Origin of the sequence: Streptomyces sp. NPDC005303 (genome assembly GCF_040607335.1) — a bacterium.
GTDB lineage: Bacteria > Actinomycetota > Actinomycetes > Streptomycetales > Streptomycetaceae > Streptomyces.
This window is the reverse complement of sequence record NZ_JBEXGM010000008.1, coordinates 219,700-241,472: the sequence shown is the minus strand read 5'-3', so window position 1 is coordinate 241,472 and position 21,773 is coordinate 219,700. Positions and strand designations below refer to the sequence as shown.

General features: G+C 70.6%; 20 protein-coding genes. 12 read left to right on the top strand and 8 right to left on the bottom strand.

The genetic code is table 11. The annotated features are described in order from the left end of the window. The first annotated feature begins 83 nt into the window (after positions 1-83). Positions 84-857: an IclR family transcriptional regulator gene (locus ABZT93_RS15365; protein ID WP_356104120.1), complete on the top strand. Its 774-nt coding sequence runs from the start codon at positions 84-86 to the stop codon at positions 855-857. Continuing rightward, positions 854-1,702: an SMP-30/gluconolactonase/LRE family protein gene (locus tag ABZT93_RS15360; RefSeq protein WP_356104118.1), complete on the top strand. Its 849-nt coding sequence runs from the start codon at positions 854-856 to the stop codon at positions 1,700-1,702. Before ABZT93_RS15365 ends, ABZT93_RS15360 begins: the two co-directional genes overlap by 4 nt. On the opposite strand, the gene ABZT93_RS15355 is transcribed toward ABZT93_RS15360, so the two are convergent. The 3 genes from ABZT93_RS15355 to ABZT93_RS15345 are packed head-to-tail and all read right to left on the bottom strand — an operon-like array spanning position 1,703 to position 4,921. Further along, positions 1,703-3,106, bottom strand: coding sequence for an FAD-dependent oxidoreductase (locus tag ABZT93_RS15355; RefSeq protein ID WP_356104116.1), 1,404 nt, complete (start codon positions 3,104-3,106; stop codon positions 1,703-1,705). Beyond that, entirely contained in the window at positions 3,099-4,331 is a 1,233-nt protein-coding gene (locus tag ABZT93_RS15350; RefSeq protein ID WP_356104113.1) for an MAB_1171c family putative transporter, read from the bottom strand. The genes ABZT93_RS15355 and ABZT93_RS15350 overlap by 8 nt, the downstream gene beginning before the upstream one ends. Further along, complete coding sequence (locus ABZT93_RS15345; protein WP_356104112.1) at positions 4,328-4,921, bottom strand: toxin-antitoxin system, toxin component family protein; 594 nt, start codon at positions 4,919-4,921, stop codon at positions 4,328-4,330. Before ABZT93_RS15345 ends, ABZT93_RS15350 begins: the two co-directional genes overlap by 4 nt. 179 nt (positions 4,922-5,100) lie before the next feature. On the opposite strand from ABZT93_RS15345, the gene ABZT93_RS15340 reads away from it, so the two are divergent. The 5 genes from ABZT93_RS15340 (at position 5,101) to ABZT93_RS15320 (ending at position 11,591) form a co-directional block, all read left to right on the top strand. Continuing rightward, positions 5,101-6,450, top strand: coding sequence for an extracellular solute-binding protein (locus tag ABZT93_RS15340; RefSeq protein ID WP_356104110.1), 1,350 nt, complete (start codon positions 5,101-5,103; stop codon positions 6,448-6,450). Next, complete coding sequence (locus ABZT93_RS15335; RefSeq protein ID WP_356104108.1) at positions 6,447-7,397, top strand: sugar ABC transporter permease; 951 nt, start codon at positions 6,447-6,449, stop codon at positions 7,395-7,397. Before ABZT93_RS15340 ends, ABZT93_RS15335 begins: the two co-directional genes overlap by 4 nt. Beyond that, positions 7,394-8,254, top strand: coding sequence for a carbohydrate ABC transporter permease (locus tag ABZT93_RS15330; RefSeq protein ID WP_356104106.1), 861 nt, complete (start codon positions 7,394-7,396; stop codon positions 8,252-8,254). The genes ABZT93_RS15335 and ABZT93_RS15330 overlap by 4 nt, the downstream gene beginning before the upstream one ends. Before the next feature lie 832 nt (positions 8,255-9,086). Beyond that, positions 9,087-10,052 carry an arabinan endo-1,5-alpha-L-arabinosidase gene (locus ABZT93_RS15325; RefSeq protein WP_356104104.1) on the top strand — a complete coding sequence of 322 codons (966 nt, stop codon included), beginning with the start codon at positions 9,087-9,089 and terminating at the stop codon, positions 10,050-10,052. Positions 10,053-10,073: 21 nt separating this feature from the next. After that, positions 10,074-11,591, top strand: coding sequence for an alpha-N-arabinofuranosidase (locus ABZT93_RS15320; RefSeq protein WP_356104102.1), 1,518 nt, complete (start codon positions 10,074-10,076; stop codon positions 11,589-11,591). An 18-nt stretch (positions 11,592-11,609) separates the two neighbouring features. Here ABZT93_RS15320 and ABZT93_RS15315 read toward each other — a convergent pair whose 3' ends face one another. Both ABZT93_RS15315 and ABZT93_RS15310 read right to left on the bottom strand, forming a co-directional pair. Further along, positions 11,610-13,460 carry an endo alpha-1,4 polygalactosaminidase gene (locus ABZT93_RS15315; RefSeq protein WP_356104100.1) on the bottom strand — a complete coding sequence of 617 codons (1,851 nt, stop codon included), beginning with the start codon at positions 13,458-13,460 and terminating at the stop codon, positions 11,610-11,612. Positions 13,461-13,511: 51 nt separating this feature from the next. Beyond that, positions 13,512-16,499 carry a beta-galactosidase gene (locus ABZT93_RS15310; RefSeq protein ID WP_356104099.1) on the bottom strand — a complete coding sequence of 996 codons (2,988 nt, stop codon included), beginning with the start codon at positions 16,497-16,499 and terminating at the stop codon, positions 13,512-13,514. Positions 16,500-16,609: 110 nt separating this feature from the next. Between ABZT93_RS15310 and ABZT93_RS15305 the strand changes: the two genes are divergently transcribed. Together ABZT93_RS15305 and ABZT93_RS15300 are read left to right on the top strand one after the other, a co-directional pair. Continuing rightward, positions 16,610-17,068 (top strand): Rrf2 family transcriptional regulator, encoded by a 459-nt coding sequence (locus ABZT93_RS15305; protein ID WP_356104097.1) that lies wholly within the window; start codon positions 16,610-16,612, stop codon positions 17,066-17,068. Positions 17,069-17,262: 194 nt separating this feature from the next. Beyond that, positions 17,263-17,913, top strand: a complete 651-nt coding sequence (locus ABZT93_RS15300) for a DUF4360 domain-containing protein (RefSeq protein WP_356104095.1) — start codon at positions 17,263-17,265, stop codon at positions 17,911-17,913. A 44-nt stretch (positions 17,914-17,957) separates the two neighbouring features. Here the strand turns inward: ABZT93_RS15300 and ABZT93_RS15295 are convergent, their stop codons facing one another. Then, the gene (locus ABZT93_RS15295) at positions 17,958-18,743 is read right to left on the bottom strand and encodes an intradiol ring-cleavage dioxygenase (RefSeq protein ID WP_356104092.1); all 786 of its coding nucleotides are present in this window, start codon (positions 18,741-18,743) and stop codon (positions 17,958-17,960) included. Positions 18,744-18,929: 186 nt separating this feature from the next. Between ABZT93_RS15295 and ABZT93_RS15290 the strand changes: the two genes are divergently transcribed. Together ABZT93_RS15290 and ABZT93_RS15285 are read left to right on the top strand one after the other, a co-directional pair. After that, the gene (locus ABZT93_RS15290) at positions 18,930-19,235 is read left to right on the top strand and encodes a hypothetical protein (protein ID WP_356104089.1); all 306 of its coding nucleotides are present in this window, start codon (positions 18,930-18,932) and stop codon (positions 19,233-19,235) included. A gap of 188 nt (positions 19,236-19,423) precedes the next feature. Then, positions 19,424-19,969, top strand: a complete 546-nt coding sequence (locus ABZT93_RS15285) for an N-acetyltransferase (protein ID WP_356104258.1) — start codon at positions 19,424-19,426, stop codon at positions 19,967-19,969. A gap of 5 nt (positions 19,970-19,974) precedes the next feature. Here ABZT93_RS15285 and ABZT93_RS15280 read toward each other — a convergent pair whose 3' ends face one another. Next, entirely contained in the window at positions 19,975-20,157 is a 183-nt protein-coding gene (locus tag ABZT93_RS15280; RefSeq protein ID WP_356104086.1) for a DUF397 domain-containing protein, read from the bottom strand. Next, positions 20,154-20,939, bottom strand: coding sequence for a helix-turn-helix transcriptional regulator (locus ABZT93_RS15275; protein WP_356104083.1), 786 nt, complete (start codon positions 20,937-20,939; stop codon positions 20,154-20,156). Before ABZT93_RS15275 ends, ABZT93_RS15280 begins: the two co-directional genes overlap by 4 nt. 169 nt (positions 20,940-21,108) lie before the next feature. On the opposite strand from ABZT93_RS15275, the gene ABZT93_RS15270 reads away from it, so the two are divergent. Further along, on the top strand, positions 21,109-21,609 hold the full coding sequence (locus ABZT93_RS15270) for an ATP-binding protein (RefSeq protein ID WP_356104079.1): 501 nt from the start codon (positions 21,109-21,111) through the stop codon (positions 21,607-21,609). Positions 21,610-21,773: the final 164 nt, after the last annotated feature.

Here is a 21,773-nt window from a genome sequence, read left to right as displayed (position 1 = left end):
GTCGCTAGCCTGTGTTCGTCATGCCGATCGTCTGTTGAAATTTCGAACGCAGACGCCTTAGACGTAAAGAGAGGGGGCCGGTTGTGGGACGCCTAGTACCTGCCGTGACCCGGGCTCTCGACATTCTCGAGCTTTTCCTCGACGGGGACGGGACGCTCTCCGCCCCCGACATCGTGCGCAAGCTCCAGCTGCCGCGCACCACCGTGCACGAGCTGGTGACCACTCTCGCCGCCCGGTCGTACATCGTCCAGGTCCCCGGCCAGCCGGGACGTTACCGGCTCGGGGTGCGGCCCTACCAGCTCGGCAGCCGGTACGCCGAGCAGCTCGACCTCGCCGCCGAGGGCCAGCAGGTCGCCCGGTCCGTCGCCGAGACCTGCGACGAGACCGTACATGTGGCGATCCTGGAGGGCACCGACGTCATCTACATCGCCAAGGTCGACTCGACGCACGCGGTGCGGATGGTGTCGGCCGCCGGCCGGCGGCTGCCCGCGCACTGCACCTCCGTCGGCAAGATGCTCCTCGCCTCCCTCCCCGAGTCGCAGCTCGCCTCCCGTATCCCGGAGGACACTCCGCTCGTCGGCATGACGCCCAACAGCATCACCGACCCCGGCGCCCTGCGCGAGGCCCTCGACCAGATCCGGCAGCGCGGGGTCGCCGTCGAGAACCGTGAGTCCAACCCGGACGTCTCCTGCGTCGCCGCTCCGGTCCGCGACCGCACCGGCCAGGTCGTCGCCGCGCTCTCCATCTCCGTGCCGATGATCCGCTGGAGCGACGACCGCCGCGGTGAGCTGGAGCAGCTGGCCGCCAAGGGCGCCGCCGAACTGTCCGAGCGCCTCGGCCACCGGAGCGTGGGATGACCCGCTACACGAAGTTCGACGTCGCCGTACGCGCCGAGGCCACCCTCGGTGAGGGGCCCACCTGGGACGGCGAGCGGCTGCTGTGGATCGACATCCTCGGCGCCCGGCTCCACACCTACGACCCGGACTCCGGCCACCGCACGGTCCGCGTCCTCGACCAGCACATCGGTGCCGTCAAGCCGCGCGCGGGCGGCGGACTCGTCCTGAACCTCCGGGACGGCGTGGCCCTGCTGGACCCCGACGGCTCCTTCCGCTGGCTCCACCACGAGCCCGTCCCCGGCCGCCGGGCCAACGACGCGGCCGTCGCTCCCGACGGCTCGCTGTGGGCGGGCACCATGCGCTACGACGAGGCACCGGGCGGCGGCAACCTGTCCCGGATCACGGGTGACGGCACGCACCACACCGTCCTCGACGACGTGGCCGTCAGCAACGGCACCGGGTGGAGCCCGGACGGCCGGCTCATGTACTACGTCGACTCGCCCACCCGACGTGTCGACGTCTTCGACCATGACAGCGGGCGGATCTCCGGCCGCCGGCCCTTCGTCGGGATCGAGGACGGCGCCGGGTTCCCCGACGGCCTCACGGTCGACGCCGACGGCTGCGTCTGGGTCGCGCTGTGGGACGGGGGAGCGGTCCGCCGCTACACGCCCGACGGCGAGCTGGACCGGGTGATCACCCTCCCGACCCCGCGCGTCACCGCGTGCGCGTTCGGCGGCCCGGACCTGACCGACCTGTACATCACGACGGCTCGGGTGGGGCTCACGGCCCCGCATCCGGTGGCGGGTTCGCTGCTGGTGGTGCCCGGAGCGGGGAAGGGCCTGACGCAGCCGGCGTTCGCCGGCTGACTACTGGAGCCCCGCCCTCTTCAACTCCTCGGCGGTCAGCGGCGGCGCGGTCAACGGTGGCTTGAGCGGCCCGGCCAGCGCCGCCAGCAGGACGGACGGCCCCAGCAGCACCTCCGCCCGCCGCTCCAGTGACGTCACGTCCGTCACCCGGCGGGCGACGCGTCCGTTCCCGGTGGCCGTGTGCATGAGCCGGGCCACGTACGCGGCCACGAGCCGGTCCCGCCGGGTCGGCCCCTCCTGCGTCGCCCCCGGGTAGAAGACGTCCTGTCCGGCGGCGAGATCCCAGGCCGCCCCGACGGGCCGCGCGACCGCCTTCTGGACACGGCGGGACAGGCCGGTCGAGCCGAAGCCGTGACGCTCCGTCAACTCCCTTAGCAGCAGGGCGCTCTGCGCTCCCACGGCCAGCCCGTGTCCGTAGAGCGGGTTGTACGCGGCGACCGCGTCACCGAGGACCGTGAAGTGCTCTGGCCAGGCCGGCATCCGCTCGTAGAAGTGTCGGCGGTTGACGGTCGTACGGGTGACGGCGACGTCGGACAGCGGCTCGGCGCGGGCGATCAGGTCGCCGATGAGCGGGTGCCGCAGTTTCTCGCGGGCGAACGGAAGGAAGGCGTCCGCGGCGGAACCCGGTTCGCCGCCGCGGGTGCCGTTGAGGGTGACGATCCAGCGGCCGTCCTCGATGGGCAGCAGGAAGCCCGCCCGGCCGGGGCCGCCGTCCCGCGGGTCGGACTGCACGTTGACCACCGGGAAGCCGTCGCGGGCCTGCTCGGGCGCGAGGTAGAGCCGGCTGGCGTACGCGAGGCCGGAGTCGATCTCGCGCCGCTCCGGCGCCGGCAACCCGAGGCCGGCGAGCCAGCGGGGCGCTCCCGAGCCCCGGCCGGTGGCATCCACGACCAGGCCGGCCGCGATGGTCCGCTCCCGGCCGTCCCGTTCCCGCACCCGGACCCCGGTGACCGCCCGCGCGTCGCCCGTGAGCCCCAGGACCTCCGTGCCCGCGAGCAGCTCGATCCGGTCGTCGGCGAGGACCCGGGCCCGGACCGTGGCGTCCAGCAGGTCGCGGCTCGCCAGGATCACATGGTGCGACTCGGGCCAGCGGCGGAACCAGCCGTGCGGCGAGAGGACGACCATGTCCGTGGTGACCGGGGCCCGGCGCGCCCCCGCGTCCAGGAGCGCACGGGTGATGCCCGGCAGCAGTTGCTCCATCGCCCGGACGCCGCCCGACCAGAGCATGTGGGCGTGCCGGGCCTGCGGGAGCCCCTTGCGGGGCGCGGGCGCCACGGGCAGCTCGTCGCGCTCCACGACGACGACCCGGTCGGCGGGGCCGGCCAGGGCCCGGGCCGCGAGCATGCCGGTGTGGGATCCCCCGAGGACGACGGCGACTCTGGCGGGGGAGGGAGGTTCAGTCATGCGTGGAGACGCTCTCTGCCGGGACGGCCGCGCGGACACGGACCGCCGAGATCTCGTCGGGGCGCCCCAGGGCCTCGGACACGGCCTGGATCTCCTGGAGCAGGTACGTGGTGTCGGCCTCGCACCGGCCCTCGCCGTCCGGAGCGCGCCCGCGGGTTTCGACGGCGTCCACGATCGTCACCGCGGCGGCCAGTTCCTGTGCCCGGCCGCGCTCGTGGCCGAGGGCGAGGGCGGCGCCGTAGGCACGGCGTTGCAGGTCCTCGTCGAGGAAGCGGGACAGGTACAGCAGCGCGTCGCGGATGTAGGTCTCGCGGCGGATCAGGCGCATCTCGGCGGTGGCCCGCAGCGCGAGCGGTTCGCGGCCGCCGGCGACGGTCCGCAGCAGCCGGGCGAGCGGCTTCAGGTTCCGGTAGCGACGGCGCACCAGCCAGCGGTCCTGAAGGTACTGCCCGGCGTGCGGGACGATGAATCCGATCGCGACGAAGGTGGCGGCGATACAGGCGGCCGAGGGCGCGATGTTGGTGTTCAGCCAGTCCAGGTCGTGGCCGGTCCAGCGGGCCACCACGGCGGTCAGCTTGGCCGCGCCGAAGAGCAGGTTCGTCGCGTAGCCGATGCCCAGCAGCCTCAGGCCCCAGCGCAGCCAGCCGTCGAGGCCGTCGGTGCGGATCCAGTTCCATACGAGCCGGGTCGTGATCGTGCAGGCCACGAGGTGCGCGAGGAGGTAGAGCAGGATCTCCTCGCGCATGAACGGCGTGCTCGCGTAGTAGGTGTCCAGGTCCCGGATCTGCTCCACGGGCACGTCGGCGAGCGCGAACAGCACCCACAGCGCGACGACCACGCCCGCGTAGACCGAGACCACCCAGCGGGTCGCGCGCCGCGTCTGCTCCCGGCGAGCGGTGTGGCCGTTGCGCCAGTGCACGACCAGCAGCAGCCAGGACGCGGACAGCGCGGTGAGCAGGGAGTACACCCAGGGCGCCGCGATGTTGGGCACGCCGGTGACGCGGTTGGTCCAGGCGATGGTGCCGGGGGCCGCGAAGACGAACACCGCGCAGGCGAACAGCAGCAGGCCGCCCACGGCCCGCAGCAGCGGGTCCCGCCACAGTTTGAGGATGCTGGGCAGCTTGATCACCAGGGCCGCGGTCAGGACCACGGCGGGCAGCCAGAAGGAGATGTACAGCCCGGTGAAGAACCCACCGAGACCTGCGGCCAGGGGGAGGTGGGTCACAGTGTCCTGCCTCCGGGTCGGCGGTAGCCGAGGGACCGCTGGACGGGGTCGGGAGCGGTGCCACCCCTTCCGGTCGCGTAGGGCCGGAAGGCGGCCGCCAGCCGGTGACCGAAGTCGTCGGCCTCGGCCTCGTCGGCCTCCCGGGAGCCGTTGCGGGCGGCGACGGTCAGGGCGACGGAGTCCCAGCCGGGCCGTTTGGCCAGCGCGTCCGCGGCGGCCGCGTGATGGTGGGCGTGGCCCGCGTGCAGGTGCCACAACTCATGGCCCAGGATGACCAGTTGCTGCATCTTCTCGGCCCGCTCCTCGACGATGACGAGGTCGAAGTCCTCGAACTCCACCCACAGTCCGGTCACCGCGATCTCGTCGGGGAACCGCTCGAAACGCAGGTCGACGGGCCGCCCGCCGCGGCGCGTGCTCATCTCCTGGCACAGGATCCGGCACAGCTCGGGCAGGTCGGCCGGGGGGCGGGGTCCGGCCCGGACGGCGTCGGTGAGGTCGGAGACCAGATCGCGCATGGCCGGGGTCGCACGGGTGCGCCGTAGCGCCGAGGCGATCCGGGCCGCACTCCTGCGCGCACCCGCGATGTCCATCCCACCCCCTGAACTCTCCCGCCGTCGTAGGACGGGCTGTTCGAGACTACGCGCCCCGTCCGGTCCCGTCACGCGATCCTTTTTTGCTGCGCACCCCATTGACTGGAAAGCGCTTCCTGCCTACGGTCCCGTTCGAAGTTACGAGCGCAATTCGAGATCTCGAACAGATAGGGCAGGGAATGGGACGACCTGACCTGAGCCGCAGGCAACTTCTCGCCGCGGCCGGCGGATTGACCGTCGCCGCCAGCTTCGGCTTCGCGGCCCTCGGCACCGGCGCCGACGCGCTCGCCTCCGGCGCGGACACCCGGGTGCGCTACTGGAACCTCTTCAGCGGCGGCGACGGCGCCAACATGATCGCGATGCTGGACGCCTTCCGAAAGGCCCATCCGGACATCGACGTGAAGGACTCCACCCTCCAGTGGGGCAACCCCTTCTACACCAAGCTCGCGATGGCGGCCGCGGGCAACCGCGCACCCGACCTCGGCGTCATGCACATGGGCCGGGTCACCGGCTTCTCACCGGGCCGCCTCCTCGACCCGTGGGACGTCGACCTGCTCGCCAAGTACGGCGTACGGGAGCAGGACTACAACCCCGCGCTGTGGAAGCGCGGCGTCATCGACGGCAAGCTCTACGCCCTTCCCCTCGACATCCACGTCCAGCTCTGCTTCTACCGCAAGGACGTGCTGAAGAAGGCCGACCTGCTCGGCGACGACGGCCGGATGATCCCGGTCACCTCCACCGACGAGTGGTTCGACGTCCTGAAGAAGGCCAAGGCAGTCCAGAAGAAGGGGCTCCAGACGATCGGCCTGTGGACCAACGACCAGAACTTCCAGTGGTGGTTCTTCGTCGCCTTCTACACCCAGCTCGGCGGCAAGTGGTTGAACGACGCCAACACCGAGGTCCTCTTCGACCCCGACAAGGCCACCCAGGTACTGGAGTTCCTCCGCAGGCACGTCACCGACGGGTACGTCATCCCCGGCGCCCCCACCGGCGAACAGTTCATCAACGGCGCCCCCTTCACCTGGGAGGGCAACTGGTCCGTGCCGGTCTTCTCCGGCGCCAAGCTGGACTACGGCGCGACCCCCTTGCCGCCCGTCTTCGGGCGGCCCGCCACCCACGCCGAGTCCCACGCCTTCGTCCTGCCCCACCAGGCGGGCCGCGGCGGCGCCACCAACGAGGGCGCGCACGAACTCGCCGCGTACGTCGTCACCCACGCCCTCCAGTGGGCGGCCGGCGGCCACATCCCCGCCTACACACCGACGCTCTCCACGGCCGCGTACAAGAAGCTCACCCCGCAGAACGAGTACGTGAGCGCCATGGACCACCAGGCCACCGAGCCGAAGGTGTGGTTCGCGGGCTCCACCGGCGTGCTCGCCCAGGACCTCGGCCCGGTCGTCGTCTCCTCGACGATGGGCTCCGCAAAGCCCGCGTCGGTCGCGCAGACGATGAAGAAACACCTCACCAAGCTCCTCGCCTCGAAGAACCCGATGGACGGCACTACCGCCGCGCAGGGAGGTGCGGTCGCATGACGACCAGCGCTCACATGACGACCGGAGCCGTCGCCGCACCGGCACGCGCCAGGACCGCGACCGCCGCCGCGACCGTCCGCCGCAAGCAGGGCTTCCAGCACGGGGGCTGGTTCGTCGCCCCGTTCCTGGCGCTCTTCGTGCTGTTCGTGGTCTGGCCGCTGCTGCGCGGCATCTACCTCAGCTTCACGGACGCCAACATCTCCGGCGAGGGCGCGAGCTTCGTCGGCCTCGACAACTACCGCGAGGCCCTGCACGACCAGGCGATGTGGGACGCGCTCGGCCACAGCGCGTACTTCACGCTGCTGGTCGTCCCCTGCATCACGGTCCTAGCCTTCCTGCTCGCGATGCTCGCCCACCACATCGAGCGCGCCAAGTGGCTGTGGCGGCTCTGCTTCTTCGTGCCGTTCCTGCTGCCCTCGACCGTCGCCGCCAACATGTTCCAGTGGCTTTTCACCCAGGGCATCGGCCTGATCAACGAGACCTTCGGGCTCGACACGCCCTGGCTGACCGACAAGTCGTACGCGATGCTCGCCATCGTCATCGAGACCCTGTGGTGGACCGTCGGCTTCAGCTTCCTGCTCTACCTCGCCGCCCTCCAGGGCATCCCCGACCACCTCTACGAGGCCGCGAAGCTGGACGGGGCGAACGCCTGGCACCGCATGGTCCACATCACGCTGCCGATGCTGCGCAACATCACCGGCCTGGTGATCGCGCTCCAGATCCTGGCCTCGCTGCAACTCTTCGACCAGGCCGTCGTGATGATGGACTTCGGGCCGGGACCGGAGCTCAGCACCCGCTCCTTCGTCCAGTACACCCTCGAACAGGGCTTCACCAGTTACCGCGTGGGCTACGCCTCCGCGATGTCCATCATCTTCTTCGTGATCATCGCAGTCGTCGCCCTGACGCGGATGTGGCTGCTGCGCAACCGTGAGGAGGGCGGCCGATGACCACCGCCGTACAGATCCGCAAGCGGACCCGCAAGCCCTGGACACCCAGCCAGATCGTCCTCACCCTCCTCGGCGTCGCCGTCTCCGCCGTCTTCGTCGCACCGATCGCGGCCGCGCTGCTCACCTCGCTCAAGTCCGAGGCGGAGGCGGCCGAGATCCCGCCGCACTGGATCCCCGAGGTGTGGACGGCCCAGGCGTGGAAGTCGCTGTGGGAGACCGGCAACGTCACCAACTGGTTCATCAACTCCCTGGTGGTGTCGGTCTGCGTCACCTCCGTGGTGCTGACGGTCAGCGCCCTCGCCGGATACGGCTTCGCCCGCACCGAGTTCCGCGGCAAGAACGTGCTCATGGGCATCGTCATGTCGGGCCTGATGGTCTCCCCGGCGGTCCTGGGAGTACCGCTCTTCACGACCGTCCAGCAGATGGGGATGGTCGACACCTACTGGGGCATGATCCTTCCCCAGTGCGCCCCCGCCGCCATGGTCTACATCCTCTACAAGTTCTTCCAGGGCGTCCCACGCGAACTGGAGGAGGCCGCGTTCATCGACGGCGCGGGCCGCTGGCGGGTCTTCTTCACGATCGTCGTCCCGCTGGCCCGGCCCTCCCTGGCGGCGGTCGGCATCTTCACCTTCATCGCCTCCTGGAACAACTTCCTGTGGCCCTACATGGTGACCAACAACCCCGACCTGATGACCATGCCGAACGGCATCGCGACCGTCATGAACTCCTACGGCATCCAGTGGGCCCAACTCATGGCCGGCGGCCTCATGGCGGGCCTCCCGCTGATCATCGTGTTCGTCTTCTTCCAACGCCAGATCGTGGCAGGCGTGGCCCACACGGGCCTGGCGGGCCAGTGACCCGACATCGGTGTGACGGGGGGAGGACTGCGTGCCGCCCGGGACCGGCGGCGGTTGGCCGCCCCCGTCTCGGCGACCACCGAGGGGATACGGCCGCACATGTTGCCGGCGGGCCGGCGACCCGGTCGCGGCGCGGCATGGGTCTGTTCGCCGACAGCGAGTCAGCGGCGGCAGTCCGGTCGCTTCGCACCCGCCGAGGGGGCGGCCCCCTGCGCGCGCCTGGCGGGCCGGTGACCCGGCCGCGGTGGGGCGTGTGTCTCGCCACCGACGGTGACCTGGTGGTCCGACCGGCGTCGGTGGCCGTGGGGCGGTCGCTCCACCGCACCCGCAGTGGGGGCGGGTCATTGATCCGACCTGGGTGTGTGGTGGGCCTGGTGCTCGGCCGTGCCCTCATGGCACCCCCGCCTGGGGCAGTGTCGGCCGGTCGGTCCTTTCCTCCCGGGCCCAGAGAGAACGAGGCGGCATCGGCCCTGTGCGCCTTTGGCGGGCCTGCGATGCCGCCGTGGCGCGGTCCGGGGCTCGGCGGCTGGGGCGCGACGGTGGCCGAGTCCGGGGCCGTGGCGGGCAGGTGGCCGTCTGTTCGCGGTCGCCGCGGGGAGGTGACCGCGGCAGCCGTACGCGGTCCCCGCGCGCCCAAGGTCCGGCCGCGGCATGGCCTGGGCTCCGCCTCGGTTGTGGTCCGGGGGCGGTCGGTCCCAGTCGGCCGAATGACGGACCCACACCAGGCGGGTCCCGTTCTGCTCGCGGGCGGTCCTTCGGGGTCGGCCGCGTGGCCTCGTCGCGCTCATCGCATCCGGCCCCCACGGGCCGTCACCGACGTAGGGAGCCCAAGTTGAAGCGCCTCAGACTTGTCACCGTCCTGGCCGCCGCCGTCATGGCTCTGCTGCCGGGCACGGCACAGGCGGACACCGGTTATCCCGACCCGCTTCCGATCAGCGGCCAGCAGATCATCCATGATCCGACCGTCAGCCGGCTCAAGTCCGGCGGCTACGTGGCCTATTCGACCGGTGGGGTCATCGGCGCCCGGCTGTCCAGGGACCTCACGCACTGGACCGACGCGGGCAACGCCTTCGCCGAGCCGCCGAGTTGGTGGTACGAGTACAACGACACCGGCGACCCCTGGGCCCCCGACCTCTCCTACCGCGCGGGCCGCTACTGGCTCTACTACGCCGTCTCGTCCTGGGGCACCAACCACTCCGCGATCGGCGTGGCCACCTCCCCCTCCGGTCTCCCCGGCACCTGGACCGACCACGGCAAGGTCTTCACCTCCGAGACCACCGACTCCTTCAACGCCATCGACCCGGCGATCATCCGGGCGGACGGCAGGTTGTGGATGTCGTTCGGCTCGTACTGGACCGGCATCCGCATGGTGGAGCTGAACCCGAGGACGGGCAAGGCCGTCGAGGGCGCCACCGTCCACCACCTCGCCACCCGCCCGGACGCCCCGTACGCGGTCGAGGGCCCGTCCATCGTGAAGCACGGCCGCTTCTACTACCTCTTCGCCTCCTACGACGCGTGTTGTGCGGGAGTGAACTCCACGTACAAGATCAGGATCGGAAGATCCACCACGGTCACGGGCCCGTACATCGACAGCACCGGCAAGCCGCTGCTGGAGGGCGGCGGTGACCTGCTGCTGGCAGGACACGGGAGGTACATCGGCACGGGAGGCGAGTCGGTCTTCCGCACCCGCGGCCAGGACTGGCTGGCGTACCACTACTACGACGCAGAGGACAACGGCACACCGAAGCTGGGCCTGAACAGGCTCGGCTGGGTGCGTGACTGGCCGGTTGTCAAGTAACCCCGTTCCTGAAAGGTCTCCATGAGCAAGCCCACCGCCCGCTTCACCCTCGACCCCGCTTTCACGGTCGGCCAGGTCAATCCCCGTCTCTTCGGCTCCTTCGTGGAACACCTCGGCCGCTGCGTCTACACCGGTGTCTTCGAACCGGACCACCCCACCGCCGACGAGGACGGCATCCGCACCGACGTCCTGGACCTCGTCCGGGAACTCGGCGTCACCGCCATCCGCTACCCCGGCGGCAACTTCGTCTCCGGATACAAGTGGGAGGACTCCGTCGGCCCCGTCGAGGACCGCCCCCGCCGCCTCGACCTCGCCTGGCGCTCCACCGAGACCAACCGCTTCGGCCTCTCCGAGTACATCGCCTTCCTGAAGAAGATCGGCCCCCAGGCCGAGCCCATGATGGCCCTCAACCTCGGCACCCGGGGCGTCGCCGAGGCCCTCGAACTCCAGGAGTACGCCAACCACCCCGCCGGCACGGCCCTGTCCGACCTCCGTGCCGCGCACGGCGACAAGGACCCCTTCGGCATCAAGCTCTGGTGCCTGGGCAACGAGATGGACGGTCCCTGGCAGACCGGTCACAAGACCGCGCAGGAGTACGGCCGGATCGCCGCCGAGACCGCCCGCGCGATGCGCCAGATCGACCCCGGGGTCGAACTCGTCGCCTGTGGCTCCTCCAGCCAGGCCATGCCGACCTTCGCCGCGTGGGAGGCGACGGTCCTGGAGGAGACGTACGACCTCGTCGACCACATCTCCCTGCACGCCTACTACCAGCCCGAGGACGGCGACCTCGCCTCCTTCCTGGCCTCCGCCGTCGACATGGAGTCCTTCATCGAGAACGTGGTCGCCACCGCCGACCACATAGGCGCCAAGCTGAAGTCGAAGAAGAAGATCAACCTCTCCTTCGACGAGTGGAACGTCTGGTACATCTCGGAGTGGCACGAGATCGAGAACTCCGGCGCGCGGGACTGGGCGGAGGCCCCCCGCCTCCTGGAGGACAACTACAGCGTCCTGGACGCGGTCGTCTTCGGCTCCCTCCTCATCGCCCTGCTGCGGCATGCCGACCGCGTCACCGTCGCCTGTCTGGCCCAGCTGGTCAATGTGATCGCCCCGATCATGACCGAGCCGGGCGGCCCGGCCTGGCGCCAGACGACGTTCTTCCCGTTCGCGCAGGCCTCGAAGCACGGCCGCGGCGAGGTCCTCGACGTACGGGTCGACTCGCCGACGTACGAGACGAGGAAGTACGGCGAGACGGACCTCCTGCACGCCACCGCGATCCGGGCCGAGGACGGCACGGTCACCGTCTTCGCCGTCAACCGCAGCCAGAGCGACCAGCTGCCGCTCGAAGTCGCCCTGAACGGGCTCGACTTGACGAGTGTCGTCGAGCACAGCGTTCTCGCCGACGCCGACCCGGACGCCCGCAACACCCTCGACGCCCCCGAGCGGGTCGCCCCGCACCCGGCCGAGGGCACCGCGCTGACGGACGGCACCCTCACCGCCGTACTGGAGCCGCTGTCCTGGAACGTGATCCGGCTGGCCTGAACAGGGACCCCGAGGGCGTCAGCAGGTTTCGCGCAGGAACCCGTCGGCGCCCTCGGGCACGACCTCCTCGTCCCGGCGCACCACGCTGAGGGTGTCGCTCCAGCCGGCGCACGCCTTGGTCAGGCCCTTCTTCGTGTACTCGACCATCAGGACGTGGTCGTCGAAGGCGTCGGCGAACGTGCCGCACTCGTCGTACTCCGCGCACTCCTCCACGATGGCGAAGTCCAGGCCCAGGGAGGCGCGGTCGGAGACGAGCTCCGCGGTGTTCTTCTGCGCGACCGCCAGCCCCTTGGCGTGAGCGTGCGTCGCCAGCAGCTTCATCAGGGCCTCGGCCTGGGCGGCCTTGAGGTACGACGGGAAGCGGGTGAAGGAGTCGTAGTTGTCCGGCTCCACGGCTTGGTAGCCCTTCGCCGCGCAGGCGTCGATCCAGGTGTCCAGTTTGGCGGCGATGCGCTCGCGCTTGGCGGCCGTACGGATGTCCAGGACGGCCTCGTCCCAGTCCTTGTCGTAGACGACCTTCCCGCCGGTGCCGCGCAGCAGCAGGTCGGCGTCCCAGTCGTGCTCCTCGTCCGACTCCGCCTGGAAGGCGTTGATGTTGCAGATGTTGTAGAGGCCGGGAGCGGGAGCGTCCTCGTAGCTGCGGCTCACCACCCGGACACCGGCCGCCGGAGGGTACGCGCCGCCGATCTGGTAGTCCCAGGGCACGTGCTGGGGCGGGAGCGTCACCGCCGCGGGGGCGGAGGACGCGGGCGAGGTGGACGGCGGCTCGATCGGTGACGGCAATGCGCTCTCGGCGTCCGACACTGCCCGCACCGCCGCGATGCTCAGCCCGCTGACGGCCAGGGCCGCGACCAGACCGACGAGGACCCGCCGCCGGGATCCGCGGCCCTTCCGACCGCCCCGGCCCGCCCGGGCGCCGTCCGCATCCGTCACGGCAGCCGTCCCGTCGTGGGCCGCGTCCGGTGTGTCGGGGCGGGCTCGGGAAGCCTGGTGGTGGGTCGCCGTGCCGCCGGACGCCCCCGGCGGAACCGGTACGGCCGACGCGCTCGTGGACGGCGCAACGGTGTCCGGCAACGCCCGCAGCAGCTCGCGCAGTTCACCGAGTTCCGGCCGGGCCGCCGGGTCCTTGTCCAGGCAGCGTTCGGCGATGCCGCGCAGCGGTTCCGCGACCCCCTCCAGGGCCGGCGGCTCGTACATCACCTGGTAGCCCGTCAGATACGGGCTGCTGCCGTCGAACGGGCGGCTGCCGGTGGCCGCGTAGACCAGCAGCGACCCCAGCGAGAAGACGTCCGAGGCACCGGTGACCTCGCGCGGCGCGGCGAACTGCTCCGGGGACATGAAGGGCGGGGTGCCGATCAGCCGCCCGGTCATGGTGAGCGCCTCGTTGTCGACGGCGTACGAGATGCCGAAGTCGATGACGCGGGGCCCGTCCTCGGCCATCAGAACGTTGCTCGGCTTCAGGTCCCGGTGCACCATGCCGACCCGGTGGATGTCCCGCAGCGCCTCGACGAGGCCCAGCGCGAGCACCCGCAGCGCGCTGCCGCGCAGCGGGCCGTCCTGGGCCACGATGTCCGCGAGGGTGCGGCCCGGGACGTACAGCGTCGCCATCCACGGCTGTGAGGCGTCCGGGTCCGCGTCCACCACCGGGGCCGTGAACGCCCCGCTCACCCGGCGGGCGGCCGCGACCTCCTGCCGGAACCGGGTGCGGAACTCCTCGTCCAGCGCGTACGCGGGATGCACGAGCTTGACCGCGACCTGCCGCCCGGAGTCCGAACGGCCCAGGTAGACGACCCCCATGCCGCCGCTGCCGAGCCGGTCGACCAGCGTGTAGCCGCCGATGGACTCCGGATCGCCGGCGCTCAGCGACATCGCGGGTCACCCTTCCCGAGTACGGGTGGTCGAAAGTTCAAGGACATCAGGCTAGCGGCCGGGGGAGTCCACCGGAGTGACGGGTACACCTCCGGCCGAAGTCCCCAGCAGCCGCAGCCGTACGTCCCCGGGCCCGGACTCCGTCGTCCCGTCGGACAGCACCGCCAGCGCCAGGGTGTTGGTGCCCCGGGTGCGCAGGATGCCGTTCGGCAGGACGAAGGTGTGCTGCGGGCCCACGTCGTTGACGTACTGGCCCATGTTCCAGCCGTTGAGGAAGATCTGGACGCGGTAGGCGCGCTTCGGGTCGTCGTCGAGGGTGAGGCCGACGGAGGCGTCGATGCCGGGGTCCACGGCGAGCCGGAACGTCGTCCGGTACCAGGTGACCCCCTGGCGCCGGTCGGCACGCGGCAACTCCGTGTCCTCCCAGTGCTCTTCGTCGAATCCCGGCAGATGCCAGCCCTTGCGCTCCCCGTACAGTCCGCCGTTGTTGAGCGGCCCGCGCACCGGGTCGGGTGCCGTCTCGCCCTGGATGCGCCAACTCGCCTTCGGTGAACCGCCCTTGAAGGTGACCGACGTCAACCCCCGGGCCACCTTGTGGGTGTCGGCGGACCCGCCGTCCATGTCGTGCGCCATCCGCCGTACGAGGACGGACAGGACGCGGGGCGAGCGACCGGAGGGCGGCGGCACGTCAAAGGTGGCCGTCGCCGCCCAACTCCCCTTGCGCACGCTGCTCTTGTCCGGAACCGGCATCCGGTGCGTGCCCAGTGGCTCACCGTCCAGCCACGCCATCAGCAGCCCCTGCGTGCCGGTGCTGTAGGACAGCGACACCGACTCCAGCTCGTCCGCGCCCGTAAGGCGACCCCGGTACCAGACGTCGCCGTAGTGGAAGCCGTAGTCGTCGGCGAACAGGACCGGCTGCCCCTTCGGAACCGGAGTGGTGCTGTACGAGCTCGTGCGGACCGCCGTCGCCCAGCCGGAGTCGTCGTAGTCCGGGAGGGACTCGAAGTTCTCGGTACGGCGCCGCCAGCCGCCCAGCGTGGGCAGCCGCACCTCGCCCACGGCGGGCAGGGGAAGCTGTCCGGGCGTGGCCGGCATCTCGGCCCGCAGGCTGCCCATGGGGCTGGGGGAGGTGCGCACCGGGCGTCCGTTCCAGGTGATGCGGCCCATGCCGCGCGGCCCCCACACCTCCATGCCCGTCCCCCGGACGGTGTCGCCGGTCAGATGGGCGGTCTCGCCGTCCAGGGTGGCCCCGCGCACCAGCGACGGCCCGTACACCAGCACCGGCCCGGTCGGGGTGTCCACCGGGAACAGCCGCAGCGACCAGGCGTCGTCCGCGAAGAGCAGCAGCAACGGGGTCTCGCTGCCCCCGGCCTCGATCCGCACCCGGGCCAGGCCCCCGACACCGACCGGAGTGGTGATCCTGAGGACGCCGAGGTCGTAGTTCCACGCGGGTTCCGCGTCACCCCGGGTGACCAGCGGCTCCTCCGGGCACTCGAGGAGGACCTGGGCCATCTCGCCGTGCGGGGCCGTGAACACGGCGACGTCCATCCGGCCGATCTTGAGGCACATCATGGGCTGCGCGGTGGCGAACTTGAGCGTGCGGCCGCCCAACCGCAGGTTGGTGGTGAGCAGTCGGGCGTCATGGGCGGCGACCGTGAACGCCACGTCGATCCCGGCGTCCGGGACGGTCGTCGTGATCGGCGCGTCGGTGTCGTTGCGGACGACGTACACATGGGAGCCGGTGTCCGGGTTGGTCAGGTGGTACACCTTCAGCCGCTCGTCCGTGGCCCGTACCGCGTCGGCCCGGTCCAGCTTGGCGAAGTCCGGCACGGTCTTGAGGAGATGGCCGAGCTGGTGCACCGGGGCGAGCTTCGGCGTCTGCCGGCGGGCCTCGTCGATCGCCGCCCCGTAGTCGTACGACGTGTAGACCTGCGGTGCGGGCAGCCAGCCCCACGAGGTGCCGCCGAAGGTCATGTAGACGTTGTGCACGGTGATGCCGTTGGCCAGGTTGGTGAGCTGGAAGCGCCGCTCGTAGGCCGCGTCCCGGGTGTGACGTGCCTGTGCGTACCCCTTGCCGTCGAAGGTGGCCCCGCCCCAGGAGTCGAACCAGCCCCCGCCGAACTCCGGCATGAACCCGGGCGTGCCGGGACTGGCCGTCGCCCCGCCCTTGAGCCCGCCCTCGCCGAAGTCCCCCCAGTCGGGCGGCACTTCGGACGGCACGGGATACCCGTCGAAGCCGTAGAGCCAACCGCGCTCCTCACCAGCGGTGTTGAAGGAACCGGGGGTCCAGTAGCCGTTCCTGCCCTTGTCGTTGTGGAACAACGGGATGTCGATCCCGTCGGCGCGCACCTTCTTGTACAGGTGGGACATGTAGTCGCGGCCGAGGCTCTCGTCGACGAAGGCGTCGTACTCGTTCTCGATCTGGTAGAGCAGGACCGTGCCCAGGCCCTTGGTGAACAGGTGCCGGGCGGCGATGGCGTCGACCTCGGTCAGCCATTCGTCGACGTACGACAGATAGGCGGGGTCGAAGGTGCGGGCCCGGCCCGCGGTCGCCGCGAGCCAGCCCGGGAAGCCGCCGCCGTCGACCTCGGCGTTGATGTACGGGCCCGGACGCAGGATCACGTACAGGCCGGTCTCGGTGGCCGTGCGCAGGAACAGGTCGAGGTCGCGGACGCCGGTGAAGTCGTACTGGCCGGGGCCGGGGGAGTGGTAGTTCCAGGCCACGTACACGCTCACCGCGTTGAAGCCGTGGGCGCGCATCTTCTGCAGGATGTCCCGCCACAGCGACGGGCTCGGCAGCCGGAAGGGGTGCATCTCGCCGGACCACAGCACCAGGCGGCGGCCGTCGACCAGCAGCGAGTGCTTGTCGTAGCCGACCTTGTGCCGGACCCGGTCGGCGGCGGGCGCGCCGGGTGCGGGACCGGTGGGCACGCTGTGGGAGGCGTAGGCCCGGGTGGTCTCCCCACCACTGCCGCTCAGCGCGAAGCCGAGCGCCGTGGTGCCGGCGAGGGCGCTGAATGTACGTCTGCTCAGCTCCAAGGGAGCGCCTCCTGGTGGTGCCGTGCTAGCGCCAGTCCGTCCGGGGGTGTGGGTGGTGTGCCTATTGTGGCGTGGCCATTGTCCCCGGCCGAACGCCGCACAATTGTCGTATGAGGATCTCTGCACGGGCGGACTACGCGGTACGGGCGGTGCTCGAGCTTGCCGTGAGGCAGGACAAGGAGCCGGTGAAGGCCGAGGCCATCGCCGCTGTCCAGGAGATTCCGCACAAGTTCCTGGAAGGGATTCTCGGCGACCTCAGGCGTGGCGGGATCGTCGACAGCCGGCGGGGCGGGGGCGGCGGGTACCGGCTCGCCCGCGAGGCCTCGGCCATCACGGTCGCGGATGTCATCCGCGCGGTCGACGGGCCGATCGTGTCGGTGCGCGGTGAGCGGCCCACCGGTCTGGAGTACACGGGCTCCGCACAGCCCCTGCTCCCGCTGTGGATCGCCCTGCGGGCCAATGTCCGCAAGATCCTGGAGGGCGTCACCATCGCCGACATCGCGGGCGACGCGCTTCCCGAGCCGGTCCAGCGGCTCGCGGCCGAACCGGCCGCGTGGGAGAACCCCTGATCCCCTGATTCCGTGATCCCGTAATTCCGGGGTCAACTTCCTTTGTTTACACGTGCGTTCGGCCATCACTGGAATGGCTGGAGTTCGCCCTGGCGGGGTCACAGGGTGCTCCCTACGATTCGATCGCCGCGGTGCTTCACAGAAACCACACAGGTTCTCCACGCTTCAACGACAGCGCAGAGGAGAGACCCCCCATGGCAAGTGGACTTCTTCTGGGCGGCGCCATCGCCGCTCTCGTCACCGCGGCGGTGCCCGCGCACAACCCGTCCGGCGGGTTCGTCGACCCGCCCCCGGACAAGATCGTCATCAACGTCGCCACGGTGAACGGCTCCGGCTGTCCCGCGGGCACCGCGGCCGTCGCGGTCTCCGAGGACAACACCGCGTTCACCGTCACCTACAGCGACTACCTCGCCCAGGTCGGCGGCAACTCCGACCCCACGGCGTTCCGCAAGAACTGCCAGCTCAACCTGGTCGTCCACGTCCCCTCGGGCTTCACCTACGCCATCGCCGAGGCGGACTACCGGGGCTTCGCCTCGCTCCAGTCCGGGGCGAGCGCCGTGCAGAGAGCCTCGTACTACTTCCAGGGCTCCTCGCAGACGGCCGCCAAGACCCACCCCTTCACGGGTGCCTACAACGACAACTGGCAGGCGACCGACACCACCGACTGGGCCCAACTGGTCTGGGCGCCCTGTGGAGTGCAGCGCAACTTCAACATCAACACCGAGATCCGCGTCAGCGCGGGCAGCTCGTCGCCGTCCAAGGTCAGCTTCATGACGATGGACTCGACCGACGGCGACATCAGCACGGTGTACCACATGGCGTGGAAGGAGTGCCCGGGCAGGTGAACGAGTGTCGCCCGCCGCTCTTGTGGGCGGCGGGCGACATGTGATCAGCGTTCGACGCCAAGGGTCAGGGTGCCGGAATAGCCGGCGGAGGGGCTGCTGCCCAGGGCGGTCAGGGTCAGGAGGCCGGACGCGGCGCCGCCGTCGTCGTAGATCCCGTCCTGGGCGAGGGTGGTGCGGCGGACCGTGTTGGCCGAGTACGGCGAGAGGGCGCCGACCTTGGCGGTGACCGTCTCGTTGAAGAAGAGCTGGCCGGTGTGGAGTTCGGTGCCGCCGGTGAAGGAGCCGTCGGCGGTGAGGGTGACGTTCACGTGCACCTTCACATGGATGTGCACGCAGCGGCCGACGTACCAGCCCGGGTAGACCGTGGTGATGGCGGCGACGCCCCTGGAGTCGGTCAGGACGCCGCCGCGCAGGAAGGTACCGCTGTCGGGCTCGCTGTGGCCGTTTTTGCCGACGTAGCCGGAGTACTCGCCGAGCGCGTCGCAGTGCCAGATCTCGACGAGGGCGTTGCTGATCGTGGCGCAGGTGTCGTCGTCGACCACGGTGAGGGCGAGTTTGAGCGGGAAGCCGGTCTTGCCCTCGGTGATGTCGGAGCGGACGTACTGGCCGTCCAGGTAGTAGGGGCCTTCGGTCATCTCCCTGGTGAGGGTGCAGACCGCCGCGGCGGCCACGGGTGCCGTGTCGGCGGTGTCGGCCGTCCGCGCGGCCGGGGCGCCGGACACGGCGGCGCCCACCGCGAGGGTGGCGGCGGTGGCGCCTGTGGCGACGAGGACCGTCCGGCGGGCGAGGGCGTCTCTCGCGGGGGCGCCGGTCGTGGGGGTCTCATTCATGGGGGTCTCATTCATGGGGGTGTCTGTCATGAACACGACACCATAAGGGTCATTGCTGTAGGTGAGCTGTCAGTTCGGCAAAGTGAGGGACCGTCAAGATTCTGACGAGTCAGATTGCCGTGTCGGGCGGGGTGGGCGCGGTACGGCGCGGTACCGTATCAGGGCGTATGCCGACAAGGAGGGTAAATGGGGCTTACCGTGCGGGTCGAACGGCGCATCGCGGAGGACTTCCCGGGCCGGGAGGGCGAGGTGGTGGGTGATCTCCTCACCGAGCTGGTCAACCACCTGACCGACCGCGGCGACCAGGAGGACAAGGAGCGCATCGCCGCCGCGACCCTGCTGTGCGGACAGGGCCGGGTGGACCGGATCCTCGACGCCGTCCAGCTGGCCAAGGAGGACTGGCGGGACGTGCTGGTGGGGGCGGGGCTGGCGGACGCCGGGTGGAGGGAGCGGCTGGAGGCGGACTTCGGACCGGCGGCTTCCGCCGGCTGACCGCGGGTGCGGGCCCGCAGCGGCTGTCGAACCTCCGGGTTCGTACGCGGCTGCGGGGCCGCGCGCCACCACGCCGTCGCGGGACGCAATTGACTCGCGTACGACTCGCCCCGCGACCTACGCTCGCGGCCATGACGTCACACGATGTGCCCGAAGGCTCCCGGGTCGCTTCCGCCGGCTCCGGGCCGGTGATCCGGCAGGAGACCGCCGCCGATCACCGGGACGTACGCGAGGTACACACGCGCGCCTTCGACGACGGCGAGCATGTTCCCGGGCTCGTGGAGGCGTTGCGCGTCGCGGAGGCCGCGTCGGCGCCGCTGTCCTTCGTCGCCACCGTCGACGACCGGGTCGTCGGCCATGTCCTGCTGAGCGCGGCGCGGCTGGACGCGCCGCGCCGGATCGTGGACGTTCTCACCCTGTCACCCCTGGGTGTGCTCCCGGAGTTCCAGCGTCGGGGCATCGGCACCCGGCTCGTCGCGCACGCCCTCGCGGCGGCCGACAGCCGGGGAGTGCCGCTGGTGTTCCTGGAAGGCTCGCCGCACTACTACGGCACCCGCGGCTTCGAGCGGGCCGACGCGGTGGGGTTCCGTTCACCGTCCCTGCGGATTCCCGAACCCGCCTTCCAAGTGGCCCGGTTGTCCGCCCACGAGCCGTGGATGACGGGCACCTTCGTCTACTCGGAGGTCTTCTGGGCCTTCGACTGCGTCGGCCTGCGCGACCCCGAGCTCCCCTGATCGGCTCACTTCTTGAGATGGGTGAGGAAGTCGGTCCAGGGGGTGGGGGTGGTGGTGAGGTGGGGGGCTTCGGGGTTCTTGGAGTCGCGGATGTGGATGCGGGTGGGGGTGCGGGCGATCTCTACGCAGTCGCCGGAACCGCTGCTGCTGTAGCTACTCTTGAACCAGGCCAGTTCGGAGGTGCTCATAGATCTCCTCGCATCCGTCGCAACAGGCTTGCCGAGTCCCTGATGGTGAGCGCCTGTGAACGCATCCTGGCATACCTGCTCTGGAGCACGCTGACCCCTTGGGGATCGGAGACGAGCTGCCCGCTGTCCGGTGCCTCCAGGTAGGCGAACCACCTGTTCTGCGGGGTTTCCAGCAACTGCATGGGCCCGTGCAGACCTGCGTGCGACTCGCAGACCAACGGCATCACCTGGATCTCGACGTTCCGCAGCTCGGAGACCGCAAGCAGGTGATCGACCAGCCCTCGCGTCGTCTCCGTTCCGCCCGTGCGACGCAGCAGCAGGTGTTCCTCGATGATGAAGCTGTAGGCGGTGTTCGGCCGTTCCCGTAGCAGCCGTTGCCGCTCCGCACGGGCCGTCCACTGTGCCTCGATCTGTTCGTCGTCCAGGGGCGGCAACTCGTCGACGAACAGCTGCCGCGCGTACGCCTCCGTCTGCAAAAGCCCCGGAATCAACCGGCATTCATACGTGTACAGAGCGATCGCGCTAGCCTCCAGCCCCGCCCACTGCCGGAACCACGCTGCCAACCCGGGTTGTCGAGCCAGTTTCGGGAACGACCTCCGCAACGCCCCCGTGTTCCCCGTCGCCTCCTCCCCCCGCTCCACGAGCACCAGATCCGGCATCCGGCGCCCCAACTCCACCGACGCCACCGTGTGTTTGGAGAACCCCACCAGATCCCCGAACTCCTCCCGGCTCAACCCCGAGTGCTCCCGCAGGGCTTGCAGCACCGCCCCGAACGTCCGCATGCTGTCCGACGCCTCCGGCTCACCGCCACCATCGACCACAGTCGGTCACCTCCCGCGCTCATGGTCACGTTCCGTCACGCGTACTGTCCAGTCCGTGACCGCGTACTCTGTCGCGGCGTACGCGGTGTCGACCTGGAGAAGTTGGGCTCGGGGGCGCCAGATTGGGCCCATGACAGCACCTTCCACCCCCCGACCTCCGGTCACCGTACGTACGTTCACCCAGCGCCTCAGCGCGACTCCGCGAGGCGCCCGCCTCGCCCGCCACCTAGCCCTGAACCAGCTGCACGACTGGGGCATCCCGCACGACACCCCGACCGCTGAGAACGTCGAGGTGATCGTCGCCGAACTCGCCGCCAACGCCGTCACCCATGGCCGTGTCCCGGGGCGGGACTTCGAGCTACGGCTCTCCCTCGTCACCGGCAGCGTGCGCGTGGAGGTCACCGACACCCGAGGTGAGCCCTTTGCCGCCGTACCGCCATCGGGTCCCCTGGAGGACGGCGGCCGAGGTCTCCTTCTCGTCGACGCCCTCGCCGACCGCTGGGAGGTGCTGGACCGGGAGCCGCCGCCGGGCAAGACGGTCCGGGCCGAGGTGGATCTGCCGCTGCGGCGCCGTGGAGTGGGACCGGGTATGGGCCGGGCCCTGCCGGCCAGTGAGGAGTCGTACCGCTGAAACCGGGTCGCCGGTCTTCGCAGGGCCGGGTACGTTCGGCCCATGTGCCATTACGCCGGGAAGGCCTACAAGCTGCACTACGCGTGCGTGCCCTGCCGTGTCGCGTTCAAGCGGCATCCTGGTCCCGGTGAGCACCGGTGTCCCCGTTGCTCCGGGCCGATGAG

Coding starts and splice junctions, on each gene's coding strand:
- ABZT93_RS15360 (WP_356104118.1), top strand. CDS start 854: ATGACCCGCTACACGAAGTTCGACGTCGCCGTACGCGCCGAGGCCACC.
- ABZT93_RS15355 (WP_356104116.1), bottom strand. CDS start 3,106: ATGACTGAACCTCCCTCCCCCGCCAGAGTCGCCGTCGTCCTCGGGGGA.
- ABZT93_RS15345 (WP_356104112.1), bottom strand. CDS start 4,921: ATGGACATCGCGGGTGCGCGCAGGAGTGCGGCCCGGATCGCCTCGGCG.
- ABZT93_RS15340 (WP_356104110.1), top strand. CDS start 5,101: ATGGGACGACCTGACCTGAGCCGCAGGCAACTTCTCGCCGCGGCCGGC.
- ABZT93_RS15335 (WP_356104108.1), top strand. CDS start 6,447: ATGACGACCAGCGCTCACATGACGACCGGAGCCGTCGCCGCACCGGCA.
- ABZT93_RS15330 (WP_356104106.1), top strand. CDS start 7,394: ATGACCACCGCCGTACAGATCCGCAAGCGGACCCGCAAGCCCTGGACA.
- ABZT93_RS15320 (WP_356104102.1), top strand. CDS start 10,074: ATGAGCAAGCCCACCGCCCGCTTCACCCTCGACCCCGCTTTCACGGTC.
- ABZT93_RS15315 (WP_356104100.1), bottom strand. CDS start 13,460: ATGTCGCTGAGCGCCGGCGATCCGGAGTCCATCGGCGGCTACACGCTG.
- ABZT93_RS15305 (WP_356104097.1), top strand. CDS start 16,610: ATGAGGATCTCTGCACGGGCGGACTACGCGGTACGGGCGGTGCTCGAG.
- ABZT93_RS15300 (WP_356104095.1), top strand. CDS start 17,263: ATGGCAAGTGGACTTCTTCTGGGCGGCGCCATCGCCGCTCTCGTCACC.
- ABZT93_RS15295 (WP_356104092.1), bottom strand. CDS start 18,743: ATGAATGAGACCCCCACGACCGGCGCCCCCGCGAGAGACGCCCTCGCC.
- ABZT93_RS15290 (WP_356104089.1), top strand. CDS start 18,930: ATGGGGCTTACCGTGCGGGTCGAACGGCGCATCGCGGAGGACTTCCCG.
- ABZT93_RS15280 (WP_356104086.1), bottom strand. CDS start 20,157: ATGAGCACCTCCGAACTGGCCTGGTTCAAGAGTAGCTACAGCAGCAGC.
- ABZT93_RS15275 (WP_356104083.1), bottom strand. CDS start 20,939: ATGCGGACGTTCGGGGCGGTGCTGCAAGCCCTGCGGGAGCACTCGGGG.
- ABZT93_RS15270 (WP_356104079.1), top strand. CDS start 21,109: ATGACAGCACCTTCCACCCCCCGACCTCCGGTCACCGTACGTACGTTC.